This is a genomic window from Actinomyces oris, assembly GCF_001937445.1.
GTDB lineage: Bacteria > Actinomycetota > Actinomycetes > Actinomycetales > Actinomycetaceae > Actinomyces > Actinomyces acetigenes.
The window spans coordinates 39,785-60,330 of sequence record NZ_MSKS01000009.1; the positions used below are offsets into that span (position 1 = coordinate 39,785).

Here is a 20,546-nt window from a genome sequence, read left to right on the forward strand (position 1 = left end):
CCGTCGTGGCGTTACCCACGAAAATGCGCAAGGCGGGCGTCAGTCCGCGTCTACCAGGTCAGCGGTCAGGGAGATGAGAAGACGGGCGACCTCCCTCTTACTGCCCTGCCCCCGTGCCACTTCCGTGCCGTGGGCGTCAAGGACGACAACGGCATTGGGAACGTCTCCGAAGCCGAGCTCCTCCCCCACCGCGTTGACCGCCAGAAGGTGAGCCCCTTTGTGGCGGGCCTTGGCCCTGCCGTGGAAGAGCACGTCACCGTTCTCGTCCCCGGTCTCGGCGGCGAATCCGACGACGATCTGGCCGGGCCGAGGCGGGTCGCTCACCAGCCCGGCCAGGATGTCCGGGTTGGTGGTGAGCTCAATGGACATGACCGGTTCGCTGAGGTGATCCGATCCGGCGGGCACCTGCTTCTTGAGCTTGCTGGCGGCCACGGTGACGGGCCGGTAGTCGGCGACAGCTGCTGCCATGATGACGGCATCGGCGTTGCGGGCGCTCTCGCGCACGGCTCGGAGCATGTCCGAGGCGGTACCGGCAGCAACAACGGTCACTTGCGCAGGCAGGGCGTTGAGCAGGTCGCAGGCCACGTGCGCCTGCACCAGCGTGACGCGGGCTCCCTGCTCGACGGCCGCCGCCGCCAGTGCGCAGCCCTGGCGCCCTGAGGAGCGATTTCCTAGGTACCTCACCGGATCGATGGGTTCGCGTGTCCCGCCGGCCGAAATGACGAGGTGCCGCCCTTCCAGCCGCTTGTCGCCCTCCCCCGAGGCGTCCTGCGCTGCCGCGCCCCCGGCGGCGGGCTGTGTCAGGACGTCCAGGGCCTGCGACACGATCAGCTCGGGATCGGGCATCCGTCCCACACCGGAGTCCTTGCCGGTCAGGCGCCCACTGTCCGGTTCGATAACCGTCAGACCGCGCTCGCGCAGCACGGCCACGTTCTCCCGGGTGGCGGGGTTGACCCACATCTGGGTGTGCATCGCCGGCGCCAGGACGATGGGGGCCTGGCAGGTCAGTATCGTCGCGGTGAGCATGTCGTCGGCCCGTCCTGCCCGCACCCGCGCCAGCAGGTCCGCCGAGGCCGGAGCGACCACGACGAGCTCGGCCCACTCGGCCACGGCCACGTGCTCAACTGCAGCCGGGTCGTCGAAGACCCCGGTGGATACCGTCCGGCCGCTGACCGCCGCAAGCGCCGGAGCACCGATGAACCTCAGCGCCGACTCGGTGGCCACCACCTTGACCTCGTGCCCGGCCTGACGCAGCAGTCGAACGACAAAGGGGGTCTTGTAGGCGGCGATCGACCCGGCCACGCCGACAACGACGCGCCGTGGCCGCTCGAGGGCGGTCACGGCGCGTTGACACACAGCAGTGTACGGCTCGTCCATGGCGAGCCCGGCTCAGAACTGGATGTCGTCGAGGCTGGTGGGAGTCTCGCCATCCTCAAGGGAGACCGGAGAATCCAGCGAGATATCACTGAACATGTCGGCCTCGGCGGCCCGACGAGCCTCCTCGGCCTCGGCGCGGCGGGCGCGGGCCACGTCCCCGGGAATGACCTCGAGCTTGTCCTCGGCGATCTCACGCAGAGCGATGCCCAAAGACTTCTCACCGACCTCGGAGTCGACCAGCGGACCGAAGAACTCGAACTGGTTGTCCTCGAGCTGCTGGGTGTAGGTGTTGATCTGGCGGGCGCGCTTGGCGGCCTCCACCACGAGCCCGTACTTGGAGTCGACCTTCTCCAGAAGGTCGTCGATCGGCGGGTTGGTGATGCCCTCGGGCTGGGGAGAGGTTCCGAGCATGTGCATGCCTCCGGTTCAATCTCGATAGTTCAGAGCCACGTTATTCTAACTGCTCAATCCCATGAGTCTCTCCAGTTCCGCGGTGGCGCTCGCCACGGTGTCATTGATGACGACGTGGTCGAACTCGCCGGCCGCGTCCAGCTCGGTGCGTGCCGTGGCCAGGCGCCGTTCCCGCTCCTGGGCATCTTCGGTACCGCGTCCGATGAGCCTGCGGACGAGCTCGTCCCAGCTCGGTGGCGCGAGGAAGACGAGGCGGGCCTCAGGCATCGCCCGGCGCACCTGTCGGGCGCCGGCCAGGTCGATCTCCAACAGCGCAGGACATCCGGCATTGAGCCGATCCTGAACCGGGCCGCGGGGGGTGCCGTAGCGATGCACGCCGTGGACCAGGGCCCACTCCAGCATCTGGCCGCTGGCGACGAGCGAGTCGAAGTCCTCGTCGCTGACGAAGTGGTAGTGCACGCCGTCGACCTCACCGGGACGAGGTTGACGGGTGGTGGCCGAGATCGAGACGAACAGGTTGGGATGGCGTCTGCGCAGCTCCGCGACAACAGTGCCCTTGCCCACCGCAGTGGGGCCGGCCAGAACGGTGAGGCGGGCGAGAGCAGGAACGGAGGGGTCTGTGGCAGCAACGTCGGTCATGGCCACATCATGGTCCATCGGGACCTGCCGGCACGACCCTGCGTCCGAGTGGACGGCCTAACCGAAGCGCTCCACCAGCGCCGCCCTCTGATTCGCCCCCAGTCCGCGCACCCGCCGGGACTCGGCAATATGCACATCGGCAAGGATGGCGTCAGCCGTTGTGGTCCCCACACGTGGCAGTGAGACGAGCAGTGCCCTGACCTTCATCTTGCCCAGGACATCATCTGTCTCTGAGGCGGTGAAGAACTCGGAGAGCTTGAGCTCCCCGCTCTTGAGCTCGGACTTGATACGGGCGCGCTGCGATCGCGCAGCAGCCGCCTTCTCCAGTGCCTGAGCCCTTTGCTCGGGTGTCAGCGTTGGAAGCGTCATGGTGTGTCTCCTCCCGGTCGTATACCAGTGACCCGCACCACGAGCATAAGTCGGGTCACGTGCACTCGCATTCGCAGGAGCCCATATTCCACAACCTACTTCGTGCTTCCACACACACCCCGAACCCGGGACGGGCTACAGCACCGTGAGGCTCAGCGAAGGGCTGTTGCAGCCTCGTAGGAAGACGCCGACGCGGCTTTTCGCAGTGCCTCAATGGAGGGGCCCGCCTTGAGAACCCCGCGTGAGGTGGAGGCCAGGACCTGACGGCGCGCCGCCCCGAAAACGGCTTCCAGCTCGGCGGGCCCTGCTCCCTGGGCACCGACCCCGGGCGCCAGCAACGGACCGTTGGCGCGCTGCAGGTCGATTCCCAGGTCGGAGACGGCCCCGCCGATGGTGGCTCCGATGACCAGCCCGATGCAGCCGAGCCGGCCCTCACCACTGGCCTGTGCGTTGGACGCGGTCACGCCCTCCACGATGCCGGCGGCCACGGCCTGGTCGCCGTTGACGGCGTGCTGGACCCCGGCTCCTTCCGGATTGGAGGTCAGGGCCAGGACGAAGACGCCCCGACCGCTGGCCTCGGCGAGGTTGAGCGCAGGAGTGAGGGACCCGTAGCCCAGGTAGGGCGAGACGGTGATGGAGTCTGCGGCCAGAGGAGCGCCGTCGGACAGGTAGGCCTGGGCGTAGCCGGCCATGGTGGAACCGATGTCCCCGCGCTTGACGTCGAGAACGGACAGGGTGCCGACGTCGCGTAGGGCCGCCAGGGTCTCCTCAAGGACCGCGATGCCTGCGCTGCCGTGACGCTCGAAGAAGGCGGACTGCGGCTTGACGGCGGCCACGTGTCCTCCGACCGCGTCAATGGTGCGCAGGGCGAAGTCCCGCAGTCCCGCGGCCGAGTCGGCCAGCCCCCAGGCCTCGAGCAGGTTCGGGTGAGGGTCGATACCGACGCACAGGGGGCCGTGGTCATCCATGGCGTCAGCCAGACGGGAGCCGAAGGGACGTCTGGTACGACTGGGCTGGTAAGAGGCTGCGGGACTCATCGAGTCTCCTTGTCTTCAACAGGGGCGACGGGGTGGGTCTCGGGGGCCGAGCCTCGTCGGGATCGGCGGGCGGCGATGTGCTCCTGGAGGCTGCGAACCTGGAAGGGACCGCGCAGCTGGGCCTCGAGGGCCTGGACCGCCGCCTGGAGCTGTTGGACGGTGGTGATGATGGGACGGTCGGCGCCGGTGGTGGCCGCGCGGATGGAGTACCCGTCGGCACGGGCTCCCTGGCCCTTGGGAGTGTTGACAACCATGTCGATGGCTCCGGACTCGATGAGTCCGGCGATCGTCTGCTCGCCGTGGGCACCAACCCCCTGACTGATCTTGCGTACCGCCATGGCGTCAATCCCGTTGCGGCGCAGTACCTGTGCGGTCCCGGTGGTGGCCAGGACCGTGAAGCCCAGCTCTGCGAGCCGGGCCACCGGCAGGATGATGGCTCGCTTGTCCCTGTCGGCTACCGAGACGAACAGCGTGCCCTCTCCTGGTAGGCCACCGTAGGCACCGGCCTGGGACTTGGCGAAGGCTCGGGGGAAGTCGACGTCGTAGCCCATGACCTCTCCGGTGGAACGCATCTCCGGTCCCAGGATCGTGTCGACCACGCGCCCCTCGGTGGTGCGGAATCGTTTGAAGGGTAGGACCGCCTCCTTGACGGCGATCGGGTCATCGGGATCGGTGACGGCGGCGTCGGCCTCGGGCAGGTGGCCGGAGCGCCTGAGCGAGGCGATCGTCTCCCCGGTCATGATGAGGGCCGCCGCTTTGGCGAGCTGCACGCCGGATGCCTTCGAGACGAAGGGGACTGTGCGCGATGCCCTGGGGTTGGCCTCGATGACGTAGAGAACATCGGAGACCAGGGCGAACTGGATGTTGAGCAGCCCTCGCACGCCCACCCCTCTGGCGATCGCCTCAGTGGAGCGTCGGATGCGAGCGATCTCCGTGTCGGACAGGGTCATGGGCGGCATGACGCAGGCGGAGTCACCGGAGTGGATACCGGCCTCCTCGATGTGCTCCATGACCCCGCCGAGGAACAGCTCGCTGCCGTCGTACAGGGCGTCGACATCGATCTCGATGGCGTCGTCGAGAAAACGGTCGATGAGCAGCGGCCCGGTCCCATAGACGCCTCCTGGCTCAAGACCGGCGCGCTGGAGATAGTCGTCGAGTCCCTGGGCGTCGTAGACGATCTCCATACCGCGGCCGCCGAGCACGTAGCTGGGGCGCACCAGGACCGGATAGCCAATGCCCTGGGCGACCGAGCGCGCCTGCTCGTCACTCAGAGCGGTGCCGTGCGCCGGTGCGGGCAGGTCGGCGCGCTGCAGAACGACGCCGAAGGCCTCGCGGTCCTCGGCGGCGTCGATCGCCTCAGGGCTTGTCCCCAGAATCGGCACCCCGGCCTCGGCCAGCCTGGCCGCCAGAGACAGCGGTGTCTGGCCACCGAGCTGGACAATGACACCGGCCACGGGGCCGGCCGCCAGCTCAGCCTCGTAGATCTCGATGACGTCCTCGAAGGTCAGGGGCTCGAAGTAGAGCCGGTCGGAGATGTCATAGTCGGTGGAGACGGTCTCGGGGTTGCAGTTGACCATGACGGTCTCGTAGCGATCGGACAGCGCCATCGCGGCGTGAACACAGGAGTAGTCGAACTCGATGCCCTGGCCGATCCGGTTGGGTCCCGAGCCCAGGATGATGACGGCCTCACGCTCACGGGATGCCACCTCGGTCTCCAGGTCATAGCTGGAGTAGAGGTAGGGGGTGCGTGAGGCGAACTCGGCGGCGCAGGTGTCCACGGTCTTGTAGACGGGCCGCAGGCCGAAGGCATGGCGGACCTCTCGTACCGTGTCCTCGCTGATGCCGCGCAGGGCGGCGACCTGGACGTCGGAGAAGCCGTGGCGCTTGGCCCGGGCCAGGACTTCCGGAGTGAGCGCCGATGCGCCCTTGACCTCCTGGGCCACCTCCTCAAGAAGCAGCATCTGGTCCAGGAACCAGGGGTCGATGCGGGTGGCCTCGTGAAGCTGAGCAATCGTGGCTCCGCCGCGTACGGCCTGCTGGAGGTCAACCAGCCGGTGCTCGGTGGGCACGGTGATGGACTCCAGCAGCTCGGCGGTCTGCTGCTGGTTGGGGGCCGGTCCGTCCCAGTGGAAGACGGTTCCCTTCTTGTCCAGGGAGCGCAAGGCCTTCTGGAGGGCCTCGGTGTAGGAGCGGCCGATCGCCATGGCCTCGCCCACCGACTTCATGGTGGTGGTGAGCCTGGGGTCGGCGCCCCGGAACTTCTCGAAGGCGAAGCGCGGGACCTTGACGACCACGTAGTCCAGGGTCGGCTCGAAGGAGGCCGGGGTGGAGCCGGTGATGTCGTTGGGGATCTCGTCGAGCGTGTACCCCACGGCCAGACGTGCGGCGATCTTGGCGATCGGGAAGCCGGTGGCCTTGGATGCCAGGGCTGAGGACCTCGAGACGCGCGGGTTCATCTCGATGACGATGATCCTGCCGGTGGCCGGGTCGACGGCGAACTGGATGTTGCAGCCGCCGGTATCGACCCCGACCTCCCGGATGACGGCGATGCCGATGTCCCGCAGCCGCTGAAGCTCGCGGTCGGTGAGGGTCAGGGCGGGGGCCACGGTGATGGAGTCGCCGGTGTGCACTCCCACGGGGTCAACGTTCTCGATGGAGCACACGACCACCACGTTGTCGGCGGTGTCGCGCATGAGCTCGAGCTCGTACTCCTTCCAGCCGATGATCGACTCCTCCAGGAGGACCTCGGTGGTACGGGAGGCCGCCAGACCTGCCCCGGCGATGCGATGCAGGTCCGCGTCATTGAAGGCGACGCCGCTGCCCAGGCCGCCCATTGTGAAGGAGGGGCGCACGACGACCGGGTAGCCGCCCAGGGCTTCGACCCCCGCGCGGCACTCATCCATGGTGTGGGCGATGACGCTGCGGGCGACCTCGGCGCCGCAGCGCTCGACGACGTCCTTGAACTCGTCACGGTCCTCCCCGGCGTTGATGGCCGCGGCGGAGGCGCCGATGAGCTCGACGTCGTACTCATCGAGCACGCCACGCTCGACCAGGCTCATGGCGGCGTTGAGGGCGGTCTGCCCGCCCAGGGTGGGCAGGAGGGCGTCGGGACGTTCCTTGGCGATGATGGTGGTCAGCACCTCGGGGGTGATCGGCTCGATGTAGGTGGCGTCGGCGACGTCGGGGTCGGTCATGATCGTGGCCGGGTTGGAGTTGACCAGGATGACGCGGATTCCCTCGGCGCGCAGGACGCGGCAGGCCTGGGTGCCGGAGTAATCGAACTCGCAGGCCTGCCCGATGACGATGGGTCCCGATCCGATGACCAGGACGGAGGTGATATCAGGACGAGCAGGCATGTCAGTTCTTGTCCTCGCGGTCCTGGCCCCGGCGGTGCTCCCGCATGAGGCGGATGAATTGGTCGAAGAGGTGCTCGGCATCGTGGGGGCCGGCAGCGGCCTCGGGGTGGTACTGGACGGAGAAGGCCGGCAGGTCCAGCGCCCGTAGCCCCTCGACGACGCCGTCGTTGAGTCCCAGGTGGGAGACCTCCACCCGACCGTAGCGGCCGTTGTCGAAGGGAGCTATGGAGGGCTCGTCGACGGGTGCGTCGACGGCGAAGCCATGGTTGTGGGCCGTGATCTCCACCTTGCCGGTGGCGCGGTCGACAACGGGCTGGTTGACACCACGGTGCCCGTAGGCGAGCTTGTAGGTGCCGTAGCCCAGGGCACGTCCCAGGAGCTGGTTGCCCAGGCAGATGCCGAAGAAGGGGATGCGCGCGTCGAGTACGCCGCGCAGGAGACTGATCTCGGCGTCGGCACTTCCCGGGTCTCCGGGGCCGTTGGAGAACAGGACACCATCAGGCTTGAGGGCGAGGAGCTCGGAGAGAGTCGTGGACTGAGGCAGGACGTGGACACGTACGCCGCGCTCAGCGAACTGCCACGGGGTGCGGGACTTGATGCCCAGGTCGATGGCGGCCAGCACCGCGACCGGCTTGTGCCCCTCGGCCGGTCCGGTGGGCTCGACGACGTAGCCGGAGGGAGTGGTCACCTCGGCGGCCAGGGCACGGCCGCTCATGGGCGGCTCACTGCGCACGGCCTCCAGGCAGATGTCGATGCAGGCCTGACTGGGGCCACCGGGGTCGGTAGCGCCGGACGGCAGGGCCTGACCGGAGAAGATGCCGCCGCGCATGGCGCCTGCCTCACGCAGATGCCGGGTCAGGGCCCGGGTGTCGACCTCGCAGAGGCCGACAATACCGGCGTCACGCAGGTCGTCCTCCAGCTCACGACGGGAGCGCCAGCTGGAAGCTCGTCGAGCAGGTTCGCGTACGACGTAGCCGGCCACCCAGATACGGTCCGACTCGGCATCCTCGTCGTTGACCCCGGTGTTACCGATGTGTGGCGCGGTCTGCACCACAATCTGGCGGTGGTAGGAGGGGTCGGTGAGTGTTTCCTGGTACCCCGTCATCCCGGTGGAGAAGACGATCTCTCCGATGGTGCGCCCTTGAGCCCCGTAGCTGCGGCCCCGCAGGGCCCAGCCGTCCTCCAGCACGAGGAGGGCGGCTGGGCGGTGACCCGACTCAGACATGAGCTGAACCGACCGGAGCCTCAACGGGAGCCCCGTCCAGGACGGTGGGGCGGCCGTGAAGGAAGGTGGCCATGACCTGTCCCGGGAGCTCCATGCCCGCGTAGGGGATGTTGGTGGAGCTGGTCCACTGGGCGGAGGCGTCGACAGTGCGGCGCACCTCGGGGTCCACCACCGTGATGTTGGCCGGGGCCCCGACCTCGAGCTCGCAACCCTGGTCGCTCAGACGGCCGATGCGGGCTGGGGTCGAGGACATGGCCCGGGCGATGTCGCGCCAGGTCATGCGACCGGTGCTGACCATCGTCTCGATCAGGACGCTCAGAGCCGTCTCCAGGCCCGTCATGCCGAAGGCACCGGCCTGCCACTCGCAGTCCTTGTCCTCCAGCGGGTGCGGGGCGTGGTCCGTACCGACGACGTCGATGGTGCCATCGGCCAGGGCCTCGCGAACCGCCTCGACGTCCTCGGCAGTGCGCAGCGGGGGGTTGACCTTGTACAGCGGGGAGTAGGTGCGGGCCATCTCGTCGGTCAGCAGGAGGTGGTGCGGTGTGACCTCGGCGGTGACATTGATGCCGCGGGACTTGGCCCAGCGGATGATGCCGACGCTGCCCGCGGTGGACAGGTGGCACACGTGCAGGCGCGAGCCCACGTGCTCGGCCAGCAGGACGTCGCGGGCAATGATCGACTCCTCGGCCACCGCCGGCCAGCCGCGCAGGCCCAGCTCGGCGGAGACGACGCCCTCATGCATCTGGGACCCCTCGGTGAGGCGGGGGTCCTGAGCGTGCTGGGCGATGACGCCGTCGAAGGACTTGACGTACTCCAGGGCCCGGCGCATGAGGACGGGGTCGGAGACGCACTTGCCGTCGTCGGAGAAGACGCGTACTCGGGCGGCGGAGGTCGCCATGGCGCCCATGTCGGACAGGTGCTCGCCGGCCAGTCCCGCTGAGACCGCACCCACCGGCTGGACGTCCACCCAGCCGGCCTCACGGCCCAGGCGCAGCACCTGCTCCACGACACCGGCGCTGTCCTGGACGGGCGTGGTGTTGGCCATCGCGAAGACGGCGGTGTAGCCGCCGACGGCTGCGGCACGGGTGCCGGAGTAGATGGTCTCGGCGGACTCTCCTCCGGGTTCGCGCAAGTGAGTGTGGATATCGACGAGCCCGGGCAGGGCGATGAGCCCGTCCAGGTCATGGCGCTGGACATCGGCCGGGGCCTTCGCCGCCGCGTCAGGACCGATGGCGGTGATGGTGCCGTCGGTGATGAGAATGTCAGTGGGGTCCTCGCCGTAGGGGCGGACACCGGTCAGGAGGTGGGAGGTCACAGCTGGTTCCCTTCGTCAGCGAGGAGGAGGTAGAGAGCGGCCATACGAACGGAGACTCCGTTGCCGACCTGCTCGATGATGCGCGAGCGGGGGTCGTCGGCGGCCTCGGCGGTGATCTCGAGGCCGCGGTTCATGGGGCCGGGGTGCATGACGATCGCGTGCTCCGGCATGGCCCGGCGACGGGCGGAGGTGAGGCCGTAGACGCTGGAGTACTCAGCAGGACTCGGGAAGAAGCCTCCTCCGGCGGCACTCATGCGCTCGCGCTGGATGCGCAGCATCATGACGGCGTCGGGCCGAATCTCCTCGATCGCCTCATCGAGGTTGTAGGAGACCTCGCAGGGCCAGTCGTCCATGCCCACGGGCAGCAGCGTGGGAGGCGCCACGAGCGTGACCTTGGCGCCGAGCGCCGTCATGAGGTCCACGTTGGAACGGGCCACCCGGGAGTGCAGGACGTCACCGACGATGATGAGGCGGGCGCCCTCCAGGTCGCGCCCCTGCGGGCAGGGGCTGCCGTCCGCTGTGGCGGGCGCTCCGGGGACGTACCAGCGCCGCAGCGTCATGGCGTCCAGGAGGGCCTGGGTGGGGTGCTGATGGGTGCCGTCACCTGCGTTGAGGACCGGCACGTTGATCCAGCCGGCGTGGGCCAGCAGGTGCGCAGCGCCGCAGGCGGAGTGGCGCACGACGACGGCGTCCGCCCCCATGGCCATGATCGTCTGGGCGGTGTCCTTGAGGGACTCGCCCTTGGACAGTGAGGAGCCCTTGGCCGAGAAGTTGATGACGTCGGCGCTCAGACGCTTGGCGGCAGCCTCGAAGGAGAGCCTGGTTCGGGTGGAGTCCTCGAAGAAGAGGTTCACCACGGTCTTGCCGCGCAGCGTCGGGAGCTTCTTGACCGCATGACGCTGGGTGGCGGCCATCGCCTCGGCGGTGTCCAGGACCATGACCGCCTCGTCGTGGGTCAGGTCCTTGGCGGAGAGCAGGTGCTTCATCGGGTGGCCTCCTGGTTGCTGCGCTCGCTCGAACGCTCAGTGGGGACGTCTGCGGGGACGATGGTGACGGCGTCGGTGGAGGCGCCGAGCTCGGTCAGGGAGACCACGACCTTCTCGGTGCGGGAGGTCGGCAAGTTCTTACCCACGTAGTCGGCTCGGATAGGTAGCTCCCGGTGGCCGCGGTCCACGAGCGTGGCCAGCTGCACGGCCCGGGGGCGGCCGACGGCGCCCAGGGCGTCGAGGGCGGCTCGGATGGTGCGCCCGGAGTAGAGGACGTCGTCGACGAGGATGACGACCTTGCCGTCAATGCCGCCCTGGGGGATCTCAGTGGGACGGGGAACTCGGATGGGGTGGCGTCCCAGGTCATCGCGGTACATGGTGATGTCCAAGGTGCCGACCGGGACCTTGGCGGCGGCCTGCGCCTGCCCCGCCTGCTCGGACCACTGCGTGCCTTCGCCCGAGGCGACGGCGAGTGCGTCGACGAGTCTGTGCGCGAGTGGTGCTCCCCCGCTGGGGATCCCGAGGACGACGATGTCCTGAGTCCCGTGGTTGCGCTCCAAGATCTCGTGCGCGATACGGAACAGGGAGCGGGCTATATCGGGAGGTCCGAGGATCTCCTTGCCCTGGATCGGTGCGCTCAAGGCGCCTGACAAACTTTCGGCCATTTCAGGCCTCCTTCCCCGCCTCTCTGGACGGACTTAAAGGATGTTGGTCACTACCGAGTGTACGTCACCTCCGGCGGGTTGTGCTCGCCCACACAGCACGACCTTCGGAGACGAAGGTCACGCCAACGGCTGCTAAACGGCTCAGCACCTGACGACAGTCGCAGCAGGACGTGTTTCGCGTCTACAAATCGTCCGTAACAATGTTTAGTCTTAGCCCAATGCTCAGGCGTCGTCAGACGCTGACTGCGAGATCGTCACAACATGTCGAGAGCTTGAGAAGTGAGTGCCGGATCCATCTGAGCCCGATTGAGAGCTGAACGATGTCGCAGAGCAGGCAAGATCCGGTGTTGCTGCTGCGTCAGCGACTTCTTCTCAAGCAAGGAATGCCCTCATGACACTCCCTACTCGACGTCTGATCATCACCGGCCTCAGTGCCGGGGCAGGACTGGCCGCCGCCGGTCTCGCCTCCCCCTCGCCGGCAGCGGCGGCGGAGTCCTCCTACGACTTCAGCAGCGTCATCTTCAATGAGCAGTTCTCTGACGGGACGGATTTCTCCCCGTCACGGTGGCGGGACAACCGCTCGGAGCCCGAGTCCTGCGCCAGCTACGACTGGGGGGTGTTCACGCATGACACCCACAGCGTCAGCAACGGTGTCGGGCACGTCCTGTGGCGCAAGCGCGCCACTCCCCTCAAGGGTTTCCAGAACCGCTTCGACAAGGAGCCGACCCTGCGCTACGTCAACCAAGCCTTTGTCACCACGCAGGGGCTGTTCTCCTTCGTCTATGGCTTCTTGGAGGTCAGGGCGCGTTTCCCCCAGTCGGCTGAGGGTCTCTTCGCCGGCATCTGGTTGCGGGCGGACGACGACGACAACGGCGGCGAGATCGATGTCGTGGAGACCTACGGTGGCGGCAGTGCCACCGGCATCGCCGAGTCGACTGTGCACTACGGCCAGGCGGGGGGCAAAGGAAGCAACCTGGGGGTCTCGCCGCGGCCTGATCTCACCCAGTGGCACACCTACGGGATGCAGAAGACCCCCGAGAGCATTCTCTTCCTCTTCGACGGTCAGCCCTACCACGAGGTCTCGCGTTCGGCATCGCAGAAGGACTTCGATGAGTGCTTCGGTGACGACGCCGCTTACCACATCTGCCTGACCACGCACAGCGGAAGCATCCACCGGGGGCGTCTCAAGCACGAGGGCTTCACGCAGGCCCAGGTGGATATTGACTACATCGTCGTACGGGCCCATGGATGACTAGCTGATGCGGCGCTCCTCAGCCTGCGCTCCGGCCTCTTCGCCAGGACGCGTTGGCGCGGGCTGAGGGGATTGCGCCGGCGCCCGAGTTCTCATCGACGCCAGGAACAGCTCATGCGGGCTGCGTTCCCGGGGCCTGAGACGCTCTGACCGCCGGGTCCAGCGCCTTGCTCATACGGAGAAGAAACACGAGCCCCACTGCGATCAGAACCTCCACCAGGTCGCAGACGACAAGCAGTGGTTCAAGCAGTGGTTCAAGAGTGGAGCCGGACAAGGCCGTCAAAGGCCAAACGACACAAATGATGAAGATGGGAAGTCCCGCCACGACACTCGCGGCCAGCAGAGCCGACGTTGGCATCTTGGCCTCGACCCATCCATCAGGCTGAACCTGAGGCGTCCGGGAATGTGCCCGAATACAAGCGATGAGAGCAAGGATGAACGTAGCAACCCAAACAATACCAACGATATACGGGGTGACGAGCACAACGAAAAGGGCAAAGAATCCGAACGGTAGGTCGTACTCCCCGTGGGTGATGAGCAAGGCGAGAAAGGTGGTGGTAAAGATCATCTGGATGATCATGGTGATGAGCCCGATGATGCCGCCGGCGACCGAGACCTTGCGGGTCGCGGAGCGCTTGCGCTGAACCATCGTCAGGACCGGGTCATTCCAGCCGAAGCCAGGAACAGGAGTCGGCCCCACCGTGGGGTTGTATCGGCCGTAAGGAACAGGCGTAGGGGCGTTCCGTGGGTGGCCGGCGCCCTGGATATGGGGGTCGTTGTTGGGATTCTGGGGAGGTAGGTGACTCACGGGGTACTCCAGCGTTGGCAGAGTGGGCGGCCTTAGCCTAGACCAACCGTGTCCGATGGGCGCAGCTCGCGGCATAGGGAGCCCGCCCCATGCCGCGCGCCCGCTTGCTCCCTGACCCAGCGCCCAGCATCCCGCGTTGATCGGCGTCGAAAAGCAACTCGACAGTACGTCAGCACCCGAGTTCTCATCGGCGCCAGGAACAGATCATGCGGACTGCATTCCCGGGGCCTGAGACGCTCTGACCGCCGGGTCCAGCGCCTTACTCATACGGAGCAGAAAGACGAACCCCACCGCAATCAGGAGCTGAGTCAGGCCGAAGAACATGAGCAGTGGCTCCAGGAAGCTATCGATGAACTCAGCAGTGCTGCCACGTGAGGGCCCCTCGTTGAATATCACGTACATGATGAGGGTGGGTAGTCCTGCCACGATGCTCGTGACCAGCAGAGCCAGCGTTGGCGTCTTGGCCTGGGCCCATCCATCTGGCTGAACCTGAGGCATGCGGGAACGGGCCTGAACACAGGCGACGAGAGCCAGGATAAAGGTGGTGACCCATCCAAGGCCGACGGCCATCGGGGCGAGCACCACGATGAGCAAGGACACGAACAGCAAGAACTCGCTCTGCTGCCCCACGTACCCGATGGCGAGGAATATGGTGACGATGATGATCATCTGAATCATCATGGTAATGACCCCAATGATGCTGCTTGAGAGCGAGACCGTGCGAGTCGCGGAGCGCTTGCGCTCGCATGTGCCGACCGGGTCGTTCCAGGCGAATCCGAGAACCGGGGTCAGTCCCATCGGGGGGTAGGGGCCGTAAGAAACAGGCATGGGTCCGTTCCACGGATAACCTCCGGGCGCTGCTGAGGACGGCGGGAGGCCTCCGAGGGGATAGGGCCCGGTGGGGTAGGCCATTCCCGATCCCGCCCAGGGGTAGACGGCCCCGTGGGGGCCGGCCAGTACGGCTACAGGGTTGTCGATGCCGCGTGCCCCGTCCAGCGGTGCGCCGGTGCCCTTGATGTAGGGGTAGTCGTCGGGATCCTGAGGAGGTAACTGACTCACGGGGTACTCCAACATCGGCAGAGGGGGCGGCCTCAGCCTAGGCCACCGGTGCCGGACGGGCGCAGCTCACGGCATAGGGAATCCTCCCCATGCCGTGAGCCCCTCGCCCCATGCCTCAGCGCAACGTGTCCGCGAGGTCGCCGATACGCCCCAGAAGTCCTCCGAGGTACCTGGGGGACTCGTCGGTGGACAGCATCCGACTCAGCGTCATGGCCTCATCCACGGCGACTGGCGCATCCACCTCGTCGTTGTAGACGATCTCCCAGGTGGCGACTCGCGCAATGGCGCGGTCGACGGCCGGCATGCGCCCCAGGGTCCATCCCTGGGCGTAGGTCTGGATCGTCTCGTCGACGTCGCCCAGGTGGTCGCACACGCCGTTGAGGATCTCCCGGGTGTAGGCAGGGGCCTCGGTGTGGTTGGCCGAGCTGACGGCGCGCAGCTGCGCGAAGGAGCGCAGCTCCTCAGTGCCCTCGGAGCTCAGCATCCCGCGCTGATCGGCCTCGAAGAGGATCTCGATGGCACGCCGGCGCGCCTTGGTGCGGGCAGTGACCGGGTGGCGCGACGCGGGGCTCGAGTGGGTCGAGCCCTCCTCGGGATGCTCGGTCATCAGTCGTTGACGCGGGAGATGTAGGAGCCGGAGCGGGTGTCCACCTTGACCTTGTCACCGGTGTTGAGGAACAGGGGGACCTGGATCTCAGCACCGGTCTCGACCGTGGCGGGCTTGGTGCCGGCGCTGGAGCGGTCGCCCTGGAGGCCCGGCTCGGTGTGGGAGATCGTCAGGACCACGGAGGCCGGCAGCTCGACGAACAGGACCGAGTCCTCGTGGAAGGCCACGATGACCTCCTGGTTCTCCAGCATGAAGGTGGCGGCGTCGCCGACGGTGGCCGAGGGGACGGAGGTCTGCTCGTAGGACTTGACGTCCATGAAGACGTAGTCGTCGCCGTCCTTGTAGAGGTACTGCATGTCGCGCCGGTCGACGGTGGCCGTCTCGACCTTGAGGCCGGCGTTGAAGGTCTTGTCAACGGTCTTGCCGGACAGGACGTTCTTGATCTTGGTGCGCACGAAGGCGGGGCCCTTGCCGGGCTTGACGTGCTGGAACTCCACTACCTGCCACAGCTGGCCCTCGAGGTTGAGCACCATGCCGTTCTTCAGGTCGTTCGTCGTGGCCACGAGGGTTTCCTCACTGTTGCATTGCATCTGGGACGCGCTGATCCTACCGCGAGGCACCGCGCTCACCCCGTGACGGGCGTGTCGCACCGATCACGAGTGGTGGGACAATTCGGCGGCGACGGCGCTCATCACCTTCTGACCGGCCTCGTCGGGGGTCGTTGCGGTGGTGTCGATGATGATGTCGGCCAGGTCCCGGCACTGGGCCTGACGCGCGTGGAGCATCTGGACGAACTGGTGGTGGATGGTCCCCAGGGCCACTGACCGCGGCGCGTCGAGGCCGTTGCGGGTGGCCAGGGTTCGGGTGGCGCAGGTCAGGGCCACGACGTGGTGAGTACCGCGGTTGACGAGTCTGAGACGTTCCAGGCCCTGACGTACTCCCCTGGCCTCCAGGCAGCCCGATCCCAGGGCGACGACGACGCTCTCACTCACGGCGCGCTCTAGGACCCTGGCAGCGGTGTCGGCCTCGACGCGACGGTACTCGGTCTCCGGCACCGCGACGAGCGCCAGGTCGGGGCGGGTGCCCAGCTCGTCGGCAACGAGCCGGCCCAGATCGAGCACGGGCAGGCCCCGGGCACTCCCGATGGCACGGGCCACGCTGGAGCAGCCGGCCCCCGCAGGGCCGATGAGGATGAAGGCACCCGGTGCCGTGGCGCTCAACCGCGGTGTCCTTCTGCCTGGCGGGGCCCACCTGTGACGGCCTCGTGAGCCGACAGGAGAACGCTCTCCGCGGGCGCCTGTACTCGCACGGGCCTGGCGATGTCGTCGAGCAGGACGAGTCGCAGTCGGCCGCCGCGCACCTTCTTGTCGCTCATCATGGCCTCCCTGAGCTCCTCCCAGCGCCCCTTCCCCTCGGGGAAGCGGGTCGGCAGGCCGACCGCCTCGAGGCTCTGTCGGTGCAGGGCGAGTGCGTCACTGCTCAGAGTGCCGTTGCGGTGAGCGATCTCAGCGGCGAAGACGCAGCCGACGGCCACCGCCTCTCCGTGACGCCAGGAGTACCCGGTGACCTTCTCGATCGCGTGGGCGTAGGTGTGCCCGTAGTTGAGGACCTCCCGCAGGCCGGACTCGGTGAGATCCTCCCCCACGACGGTGGCCTTGACCGCGACGGAGCGGGCGACCAGGTCGGCCAGCACCGGCGAGTCCCAGGCCAGGCAGTCGGCGGGATCGGCCAGCACCCGGTCGAGGATGACGGAGTCGGCTATCAGGCCGCACTTGATGACCTCGCCGAGTCCGGCCCGCAGCTCGGCGGCGGGAAGCGTGGAGAGCGTCTCGAGGTCGGCGATGACCGCGGCCGGCGGGTGGAAGGCACCCACCAGGTTCTTGCCTGCGGGCGTGTCGATACCCGTCTTGCCTCCGACGGCGGCGTCCACCATGGCCAGCAGCGTGGTGGGCACCTGCACCACGGGAACACCTCGCAGCCAGGTCGCGGCTGCGAAACCGGCCAGGTCCGTCGTCGCCCCGCCACCGAGACCGACGACGAGCCCGTCACGGCCCAGGCGGAAGGAGCCGAGCCGCTCCCACAGGTACTCCAGGACGCGCGCCTTCTTGGCCGCCTCGCCGTCGGGAACCTCCAGGCGCAGGACGCGCAGGCCCTCAGCGGTCAGCGCCGCCTCGGCCGCGGCGGCGCGGTCGGCCAGCGCCTTGGCGTGGATGATGGCGACGCCTCCCGCGCCCGCTCCGGGGGTGTCCTGGATGATGCGGGGCAGCTCGGCCAGGAGCCCGTGGCCGATGAGCACGTCGTAGGGGCTCTCGCCGGCGACAGTGACCCTCCGCGTGCCGCTGCTCACCTTCGTGGTTGACACGGGCCGGACACGGGCGCGCCGGCGTGAGCCGCTGGCCCCGTCCGGGGCGGTGGCGCAGTCCGCCTGTCCTTCGGCCATGGGTGCCAGGACACTGACCGCCTGTGCGGTCTGGACGCCCAGGGCCACCAGGATGAGCGCGGCGACCTGCTGGGGGCTGAGCCCGTCGGTGGGCACAGTGAGCGTGGCGACCTCGGAGTACAGCGGTGAGCGCTGAGCATGGAGGGCCTCCATGCGCGCCAGGACGCCCGCGTGCTCACCGTGCTCCTCGCAGCGCTCCTGGGCGGCACGGGCCTGGTCGGAGTCCGCGTCCGGGGCCATCACAGGGCGCCCGGTCCCGTCACCCACGTGCTTAGCGGCGGTGCTCGGGGAGGTGGACAGGTAGATGACGGTGTGACCGCGCAGCAGGTCTCGGTTCTCGGGACGCAGAACCGCTCCCCCACCCAGGGCGATCACGCCTTGAGCTGCCGCCGGGGAGTCCAGGACTGCCCGCATGGCCCGGTGCTCGCGGTCGCGGAAGCACTCCTCCCCCTCGGAGGCGAAAATCTCGGGAATCGTCATGCGGGCGCGCCTGCGGATCTCGGCGTCGGTGTCGGTGACCTGGACGCCCAGGGCCTGAGCCAGGAGCCTGGCCTGAGTGGTCTTGCCCGCACCGGGCAGCCCCACCAGAACCAGGGGCAGCTGGTCGTCGCGCAGAGCGATGGTCGGAACACGCTTCCAGGTCATGATCGTGACTCCCTCTCCGTTGAGATCGCTGTGGGTGGTACCAGTATCGCCCGGGCGTAGCGACTTACCACGAGATTCACCGCTCGGTTCGCCACTGCGTCCGTTCAGCGATGCGGCTCAGGTAGGAACGCAGGTTGCGTCGGGCCTCATCGGCCGAGTCGCCTCCGGTCTTGTCCAGTAAAAGGTCGGCCAGGACCAGGGCGGTCATGGCCTGAGCGATGACCGCTCCGGGGACGACGGCGCACACGTCGGAGCGCTGGTGGAGCCCGGTGGCGGCCTCGCCCGTGGCCAGGTCGACGGTGCGTAGGGCCCTGGGCACCGTGGAGATCGGCTTGAAGGCGGCCCGTACCCGCACATCGGAGCCGTTGGAGGTGCCGCCCTCGATACCGCCGGCGCGGTTGGTGGGCCGGGTGAGCGTTCCGCAATCCACTGAGACGATCTCGTCGTGGGCCACCGAGCCCCGCCGAGCCGCCTCGGCGAAGCCGTCGCCGATCTCCACGCCCTTGACGGCCTGGATCCCCATGAGCGCGGCCGCCAGGCGCGCGTCCAGGCGGCGGTCAGCGCTGACGTGAGTACCCAGTCCCACCGGGACACCGGTGGCGATAACCTCGACGACGCCCCCGAGCGTGTCACCGTCCTTCCTGGTGGCGTCGATCTCGGCGACCATGGCGGCACTGGTGGCGGGATCCGTGCAGCGCACGGGGTCGGCGTCCAGGCGCACGGTGTCCTCAGCACTCGGTGGGCGTACGTCGTCGGGCAGGGCGACTGATCCGATCCGCACGACGTGGCTGACCAGCCTGATACCGGCGATCTGCCCCAGAAGGGCCTCGGCCACGGCCCCCAGCGCCACGCGGGCGGCGGTCTCGCGGGCTGAGGCCCGTTCCAGGACCGGGCGGGCCTCTGGCAGGTCGTACTTGAGCATCCCCGGCAGGTCCGCGTGCCCGGGCCTGGGGCGGGTCAGCGGGCGGTTACGGGCGATCTCGCGCTCGTCACCGGTCCCGGCGTCGATGAGCAGCTCTTGGGGGTCCACGGGGTCGGCGCTCATGACCGTGGACCACTTGGGCCACTCGGAGTTGCCGATCTGCAGGGCTACAGGGCTGCCGATGGTGCTCCCGTGGCGGATGCCGCCCAGAACCCGCAGCTCGTCGCGCTCGAAGGCCTGGCGAGCGCCGCGCCCGTACCCCAGGCGACGCCGGGCCAGTGCCGCCCGGATGTCCTCACTGGTGATCCGGACTCCCGCGGGCACGCCTTCCAGCACCGCGGTCAGAGCCTCGCCGTGGGACTCCCCGGCCGTCATCCATCGAAGCATGGGGTAGATACTCTCACACGTCGATGCCGCCGGCGTCACCCGTCCTGAATCGTCGCTGTAGCGAGGATCAGCTTGAGGTCTCCGAGGAAACTGCGGTAGGGGCGCACGGCGGGGCCAGGGCCGCCAGGAGCGCGGTGCGCATGAGTTCGATATCGGGCTGCTGCCCGGTCATGAGCTGCACCTGGGGCACGGCCTGGTGCAGGAGCATAAGCCAGCCCGGGGCAAGGGCTCCCCGGGCGTGCGCCCAAGCACTGGCGACGGCGGTGGGCCAGGGGGCGTAGACGACGTCGAGCATGACGGCTCCTGCCCGGGTGCCGTCAGCCTGCTCCAGGGCCTTGCTCAGCGGGCCCGCCAGCGGGTCGGCCGCATGTGCCGGCAGGGTTGAGATGACGACGTCGGCTGCGGCCAGGCGTCGGGCCGCCTCGGTGTTGGAGGCGGCGTCGGTCGGTTTCCAGGTGAGGGGCTCGATATCCAGCCCCATGCGGTGGGCGGCGCTGAGTGCGCGTCCGGGGCCGGCGTGCCGTCGAGCCACGACGGTGATCCGGCCGGCCCGGAGCTCTCCGAGTGCCGCGAGGGCGGAGCAGGCGGTGGCGCCCGAGCCGAGCACCACGGCCTGCTCGACCCGGAGGTGGCCATCCGGGGAACCTGGTGTCTGTGTACGGGCGGTCTCCCGCAGTGCGCCGACGATGCCTGCGACGTCGGTGTTGAAGCCGGTCAGGAGCGCGCCTCCTGCCCCACTGCGCTGCGCCACCACGGTGTTGACGGCACCGACGGCCTCGGCGAGGGGGTCGATGACGTCCAGGTGCGCCAGGAGCGTCTGCTTGTGGGGCATGGTGACGCTCAGGCCCGCCCAGGCGGGCCCAGCCTGAACCGGAGCGGCCAGCTCGGCGAGCAGCCCGGGCAGTTGCGGAGGCGCAGTCTCGAGCCGCTCGTAGGACCAGTCCTCCAGCCCCAGCCCAGCATAGGCGGCCAGGTGCAGCACGGGTGACAGCGAGTGGCTCACCGGCCGACCGATGACGGCGGCGCGGTGGCGTATCACAGGCCGA

The 20,546-nt window shown here is 68.2% G+C and carries 19 protein-coding genes; 1 reads left to right on the plus strand and 18 read right to left on the minus strand.

All coding sequences use genetic code 11. The features are described from left to right. Window positions 1-39: 39 nt before the first annotated feature. From coaBC to pyrR, 10 genes are all read right to left on the minus strand, one after another. Window positions 40-1,377 (minus strand): bifunctional phosphopantothenoylcysteine decarboxylase/phosphopantothenate--cysteine ligase CoaBC, encoded by a 1,338-nt coding sequence (coaBC, locus tag BKH20_RS02555; RefSeq protein ID WP_075389822.1) that lies wholly within the window; start codon window positions 1,375-1,377, stop codon window positions 40-42. Window positions 1,378-1,389: 12 nt separating this feature from the next. Then, a complete protein-coding gene (rpoZ, locus tag BKH20_RS02560) occupies window positions 1,390-1,788 on the minus strand; it encodes a DNA-directed RNA polymerase subunit omega (protein ID WP_075372359.1) in 399 nt (132 codons plus the stop codon). A gap of 45 nt (window positions 1,789-1,833) precedes the next feature. After that, window positions 1,834-2,427 (minus strand): guanylate kinase, encoded by a 594-nt coding sequence (gene gmk, locus BKH20_RS02565; protein WP_075374361.1) that lies wholly within the window; start codon window positions 2,425-2,427, stop codon window positions 1,834-1,836. A 57-nt stretch (window positions 2,428-2,484) separates the two neighbouring features. Then, window positions 2,485-2,796, minus strand: a complete 312-nt coding sequence (gene mihF, locus BKH20_RS02570; RefSeq protein WP_070663007.1) for an integration host factor, actinobacterial type — start codon at window positions 2,794-2,796, stop codon at window positions 2,485-2,487. Window positions 2,797-2,948: 152 nt separating this feature from the next. Then, window positions 2,949-3,833, minus strand: a complete 885-nt coding sequence (pyrF, locus tag BKH20_RS02575; RefSeq protein WP_075389823.1) for an orotidine-5'-phosphate decarboxylase — start codon at window positions 3,831-3,833, stop codon at window positions 2,949-2,951. After that, entirely contained in the window at window positions 3,830-7,189 is a 3,360-nt protein-coding gene (gene carB, locus BKH20_RS02580; RefSeq protein WP_075389824.1) for a carbamoyl-phosphate synthase large subunit, read from the minus strand. The genes pyrF and carB overlap by 4 nt, the downstream gene beginning before the upstream one ends. 1 nt (window position 7,190) lies before the next feature. After that, a complete protein-coding gene (gene carA, locus BKH20_RS02585; RefSeq protein ID WP_075389825.1) occupies window positions 7,191-8,414 on the minus strand; it encodes a glutamine-hydrolyzing carbamoyl-phosphate synthase small subunit in 1,224 nt (407 codons plus the stop codon). Continuing rightward, window positions 8,407-9,729 carry a dihydroorotase gene (locus BKH20_RS02590; RefSeq protein ID WP_075389826.1) on the minus strand — a complete coding sequence of 441 codons (1,323 nt, stop codon included), beginning with the start codon at window positions 9,727-9,729 and terminating at the stop codon, window positions 8,407-8,409. Before BKH20_RS02590 ends, carA begins: the two co-directional genes overlap by 8 nt. Further along, the gene (locus BKH20_RS02595; protein ID WP_075389827.1) at window positions 9,726-10,715 is read right to left on the minus strand and encodes an aspartate carbamoyltransferase catalytic subunit; all 990 of its coding nucleotides are present in this window, start codon (window positions 10,713-10,715) and stop codon (window positions 9,726-9,728) included. The genes BKH20_RS02590 and BKH20_RS02595 overlap by 4 nt, the downstream gene beginning before the upstream one ends. Beyond that, window positions 10,712-11,380, minus strand: coding sequence for a bifunctional pyr operon transcriptional regulator/uracil phosphoribosyltransferase PyrR (pyrR, locus tag BKH20_RS02600; RefSeq protein WP_075389828.1), 669 nt, complete (start codon window positions 11,378-11,380; stop codon window positions 10,712-10,714). The genes BKH20_RS02595 and pyrR overlap by 4 nt, the downstream gene beginning before the upstream one ends. A gap of 391 nt (window positions 11,381-11,771) precedes the next feature. Between pyrR and BKH20_RS02605 the strand changes: the two genes are divergently transcribed. Beyond that, window positions 11,772-12,632, plus strand: a complete 861-nt coding sequence (locus tag BKH20_RS02605) for a glycoside hydrolase family 16 protein (protein WP_075389829.1) — start codon at window positions 11,772-11,774, stop codon at window positions 12,630-12,632. A gap of 112 nt (window positions 12,633-12,744) precedes the next feature. Here the strand turns inward: BKH20_RS02605 and BKH20_RS02610 are convergent, their stop codons facing one another. From BKH20_RS02610 to BKH20_RS02645, 8 genes are all read right to left on the minus strand, one after another. Beyond that, entirely contained in the window at window positions 12,745-13,332 is a 588-nt protein-coding gene (locus BKH20_RS02610) for a hypothetical protein (RefSeq protein ID WP_075389830.1), read from the minus strand. Window positions 13,333-13,644: 312 nt separating this feature from the next. Next, window positions 13,645-14,499 carry a hypothetical protein gene (locus tag BKH20_RS02615; RefSeq protein WP_256692994.1) on the minus strand — a complete coding sequence of 285 codons (855 nt, stop codon included), beginning with the start codon at window positions 14,497-14,499 and terminating at the stop codon, window positions 13,645-13,647. A 115-nt stretch (window positions 14,500-14,614) separates the two neighbouring features. Beyond that, a complete protein-coding gene (gene nusB, locus BKH20_RS02620) occupies window positions 14,615-15,106 on the minus strand; it encodes a transcription antitermination factor NusB (protein ID WP_075389832.1) in 492 nt (163 codons plus the stop codon). Further along, window positions 15,106-15,669 (minus strand): elongation factor P, encoded by a 564-nt coding sequence (gene efp, locus BKH20_RS02625; RefSeq protein WP_075372319.1) that lies wholly within the window; start codon window positions 15,667-15,669, stop codon window positions 15,106-15,108. Before efp ends, nusB begins: the two co-directional genes overlap by 1 nt. A gap of 90 nt (window positions 15,670-15,759) precedes the next feature. Next, window positions 15,760-16,326 carry a shikimate kinase gene (locus tag BKH20_RS02630; RefSeq protein WP_075389833.1) on the minus strand — a complete coding sequence of 189 codons (567 nt, stop codon included), beginning with the start codon at window positions 16,324-16,326 and terminating at the stop codon, window positions 15,760-15,762. Continuing rightward, window positions 16,323-18,191, minus strand: coding sequence for a 3-dehydroquinate synthase (gene aroB, locus BKH20_RS02635; protein WP_075389834.1), 1,869 nt, complete (start codon window positions 18,189-18,191; stop codon window positions 16,323-16,325). Before aroB ends, BKH20_RS02630 begins: the two co-directional genes overlap by 4 nt. A 76-nt stretch (window positions 18,192-18,267) precedes the next feature. Then, window positions 18,268-19,500, minus strand: a complete 1,233-nt coding sequence (gene aroC / locus BKH20_RS02640; protein ID WP_075389835.1) for a chorismate synthase — start codon at window positions 19,498-19,500, stop codon at window positions 18,268-18,270. Window positions 19,501-19,567: 67 nt separating this feature from the next. Next, window positions 19,568-20,539 (minus strand): shikimate dehydrogenase, encoded by a 972-nt coding sequence (locus tag BKH20_RS02645; protein WP_075389836.1) that lies wholly within the window; start codon window positions 20,537-20,539, stop codon window positions 19,568-19,570. Window positions 20,540-20,546 lie beyond the last annotated feature (7 nt).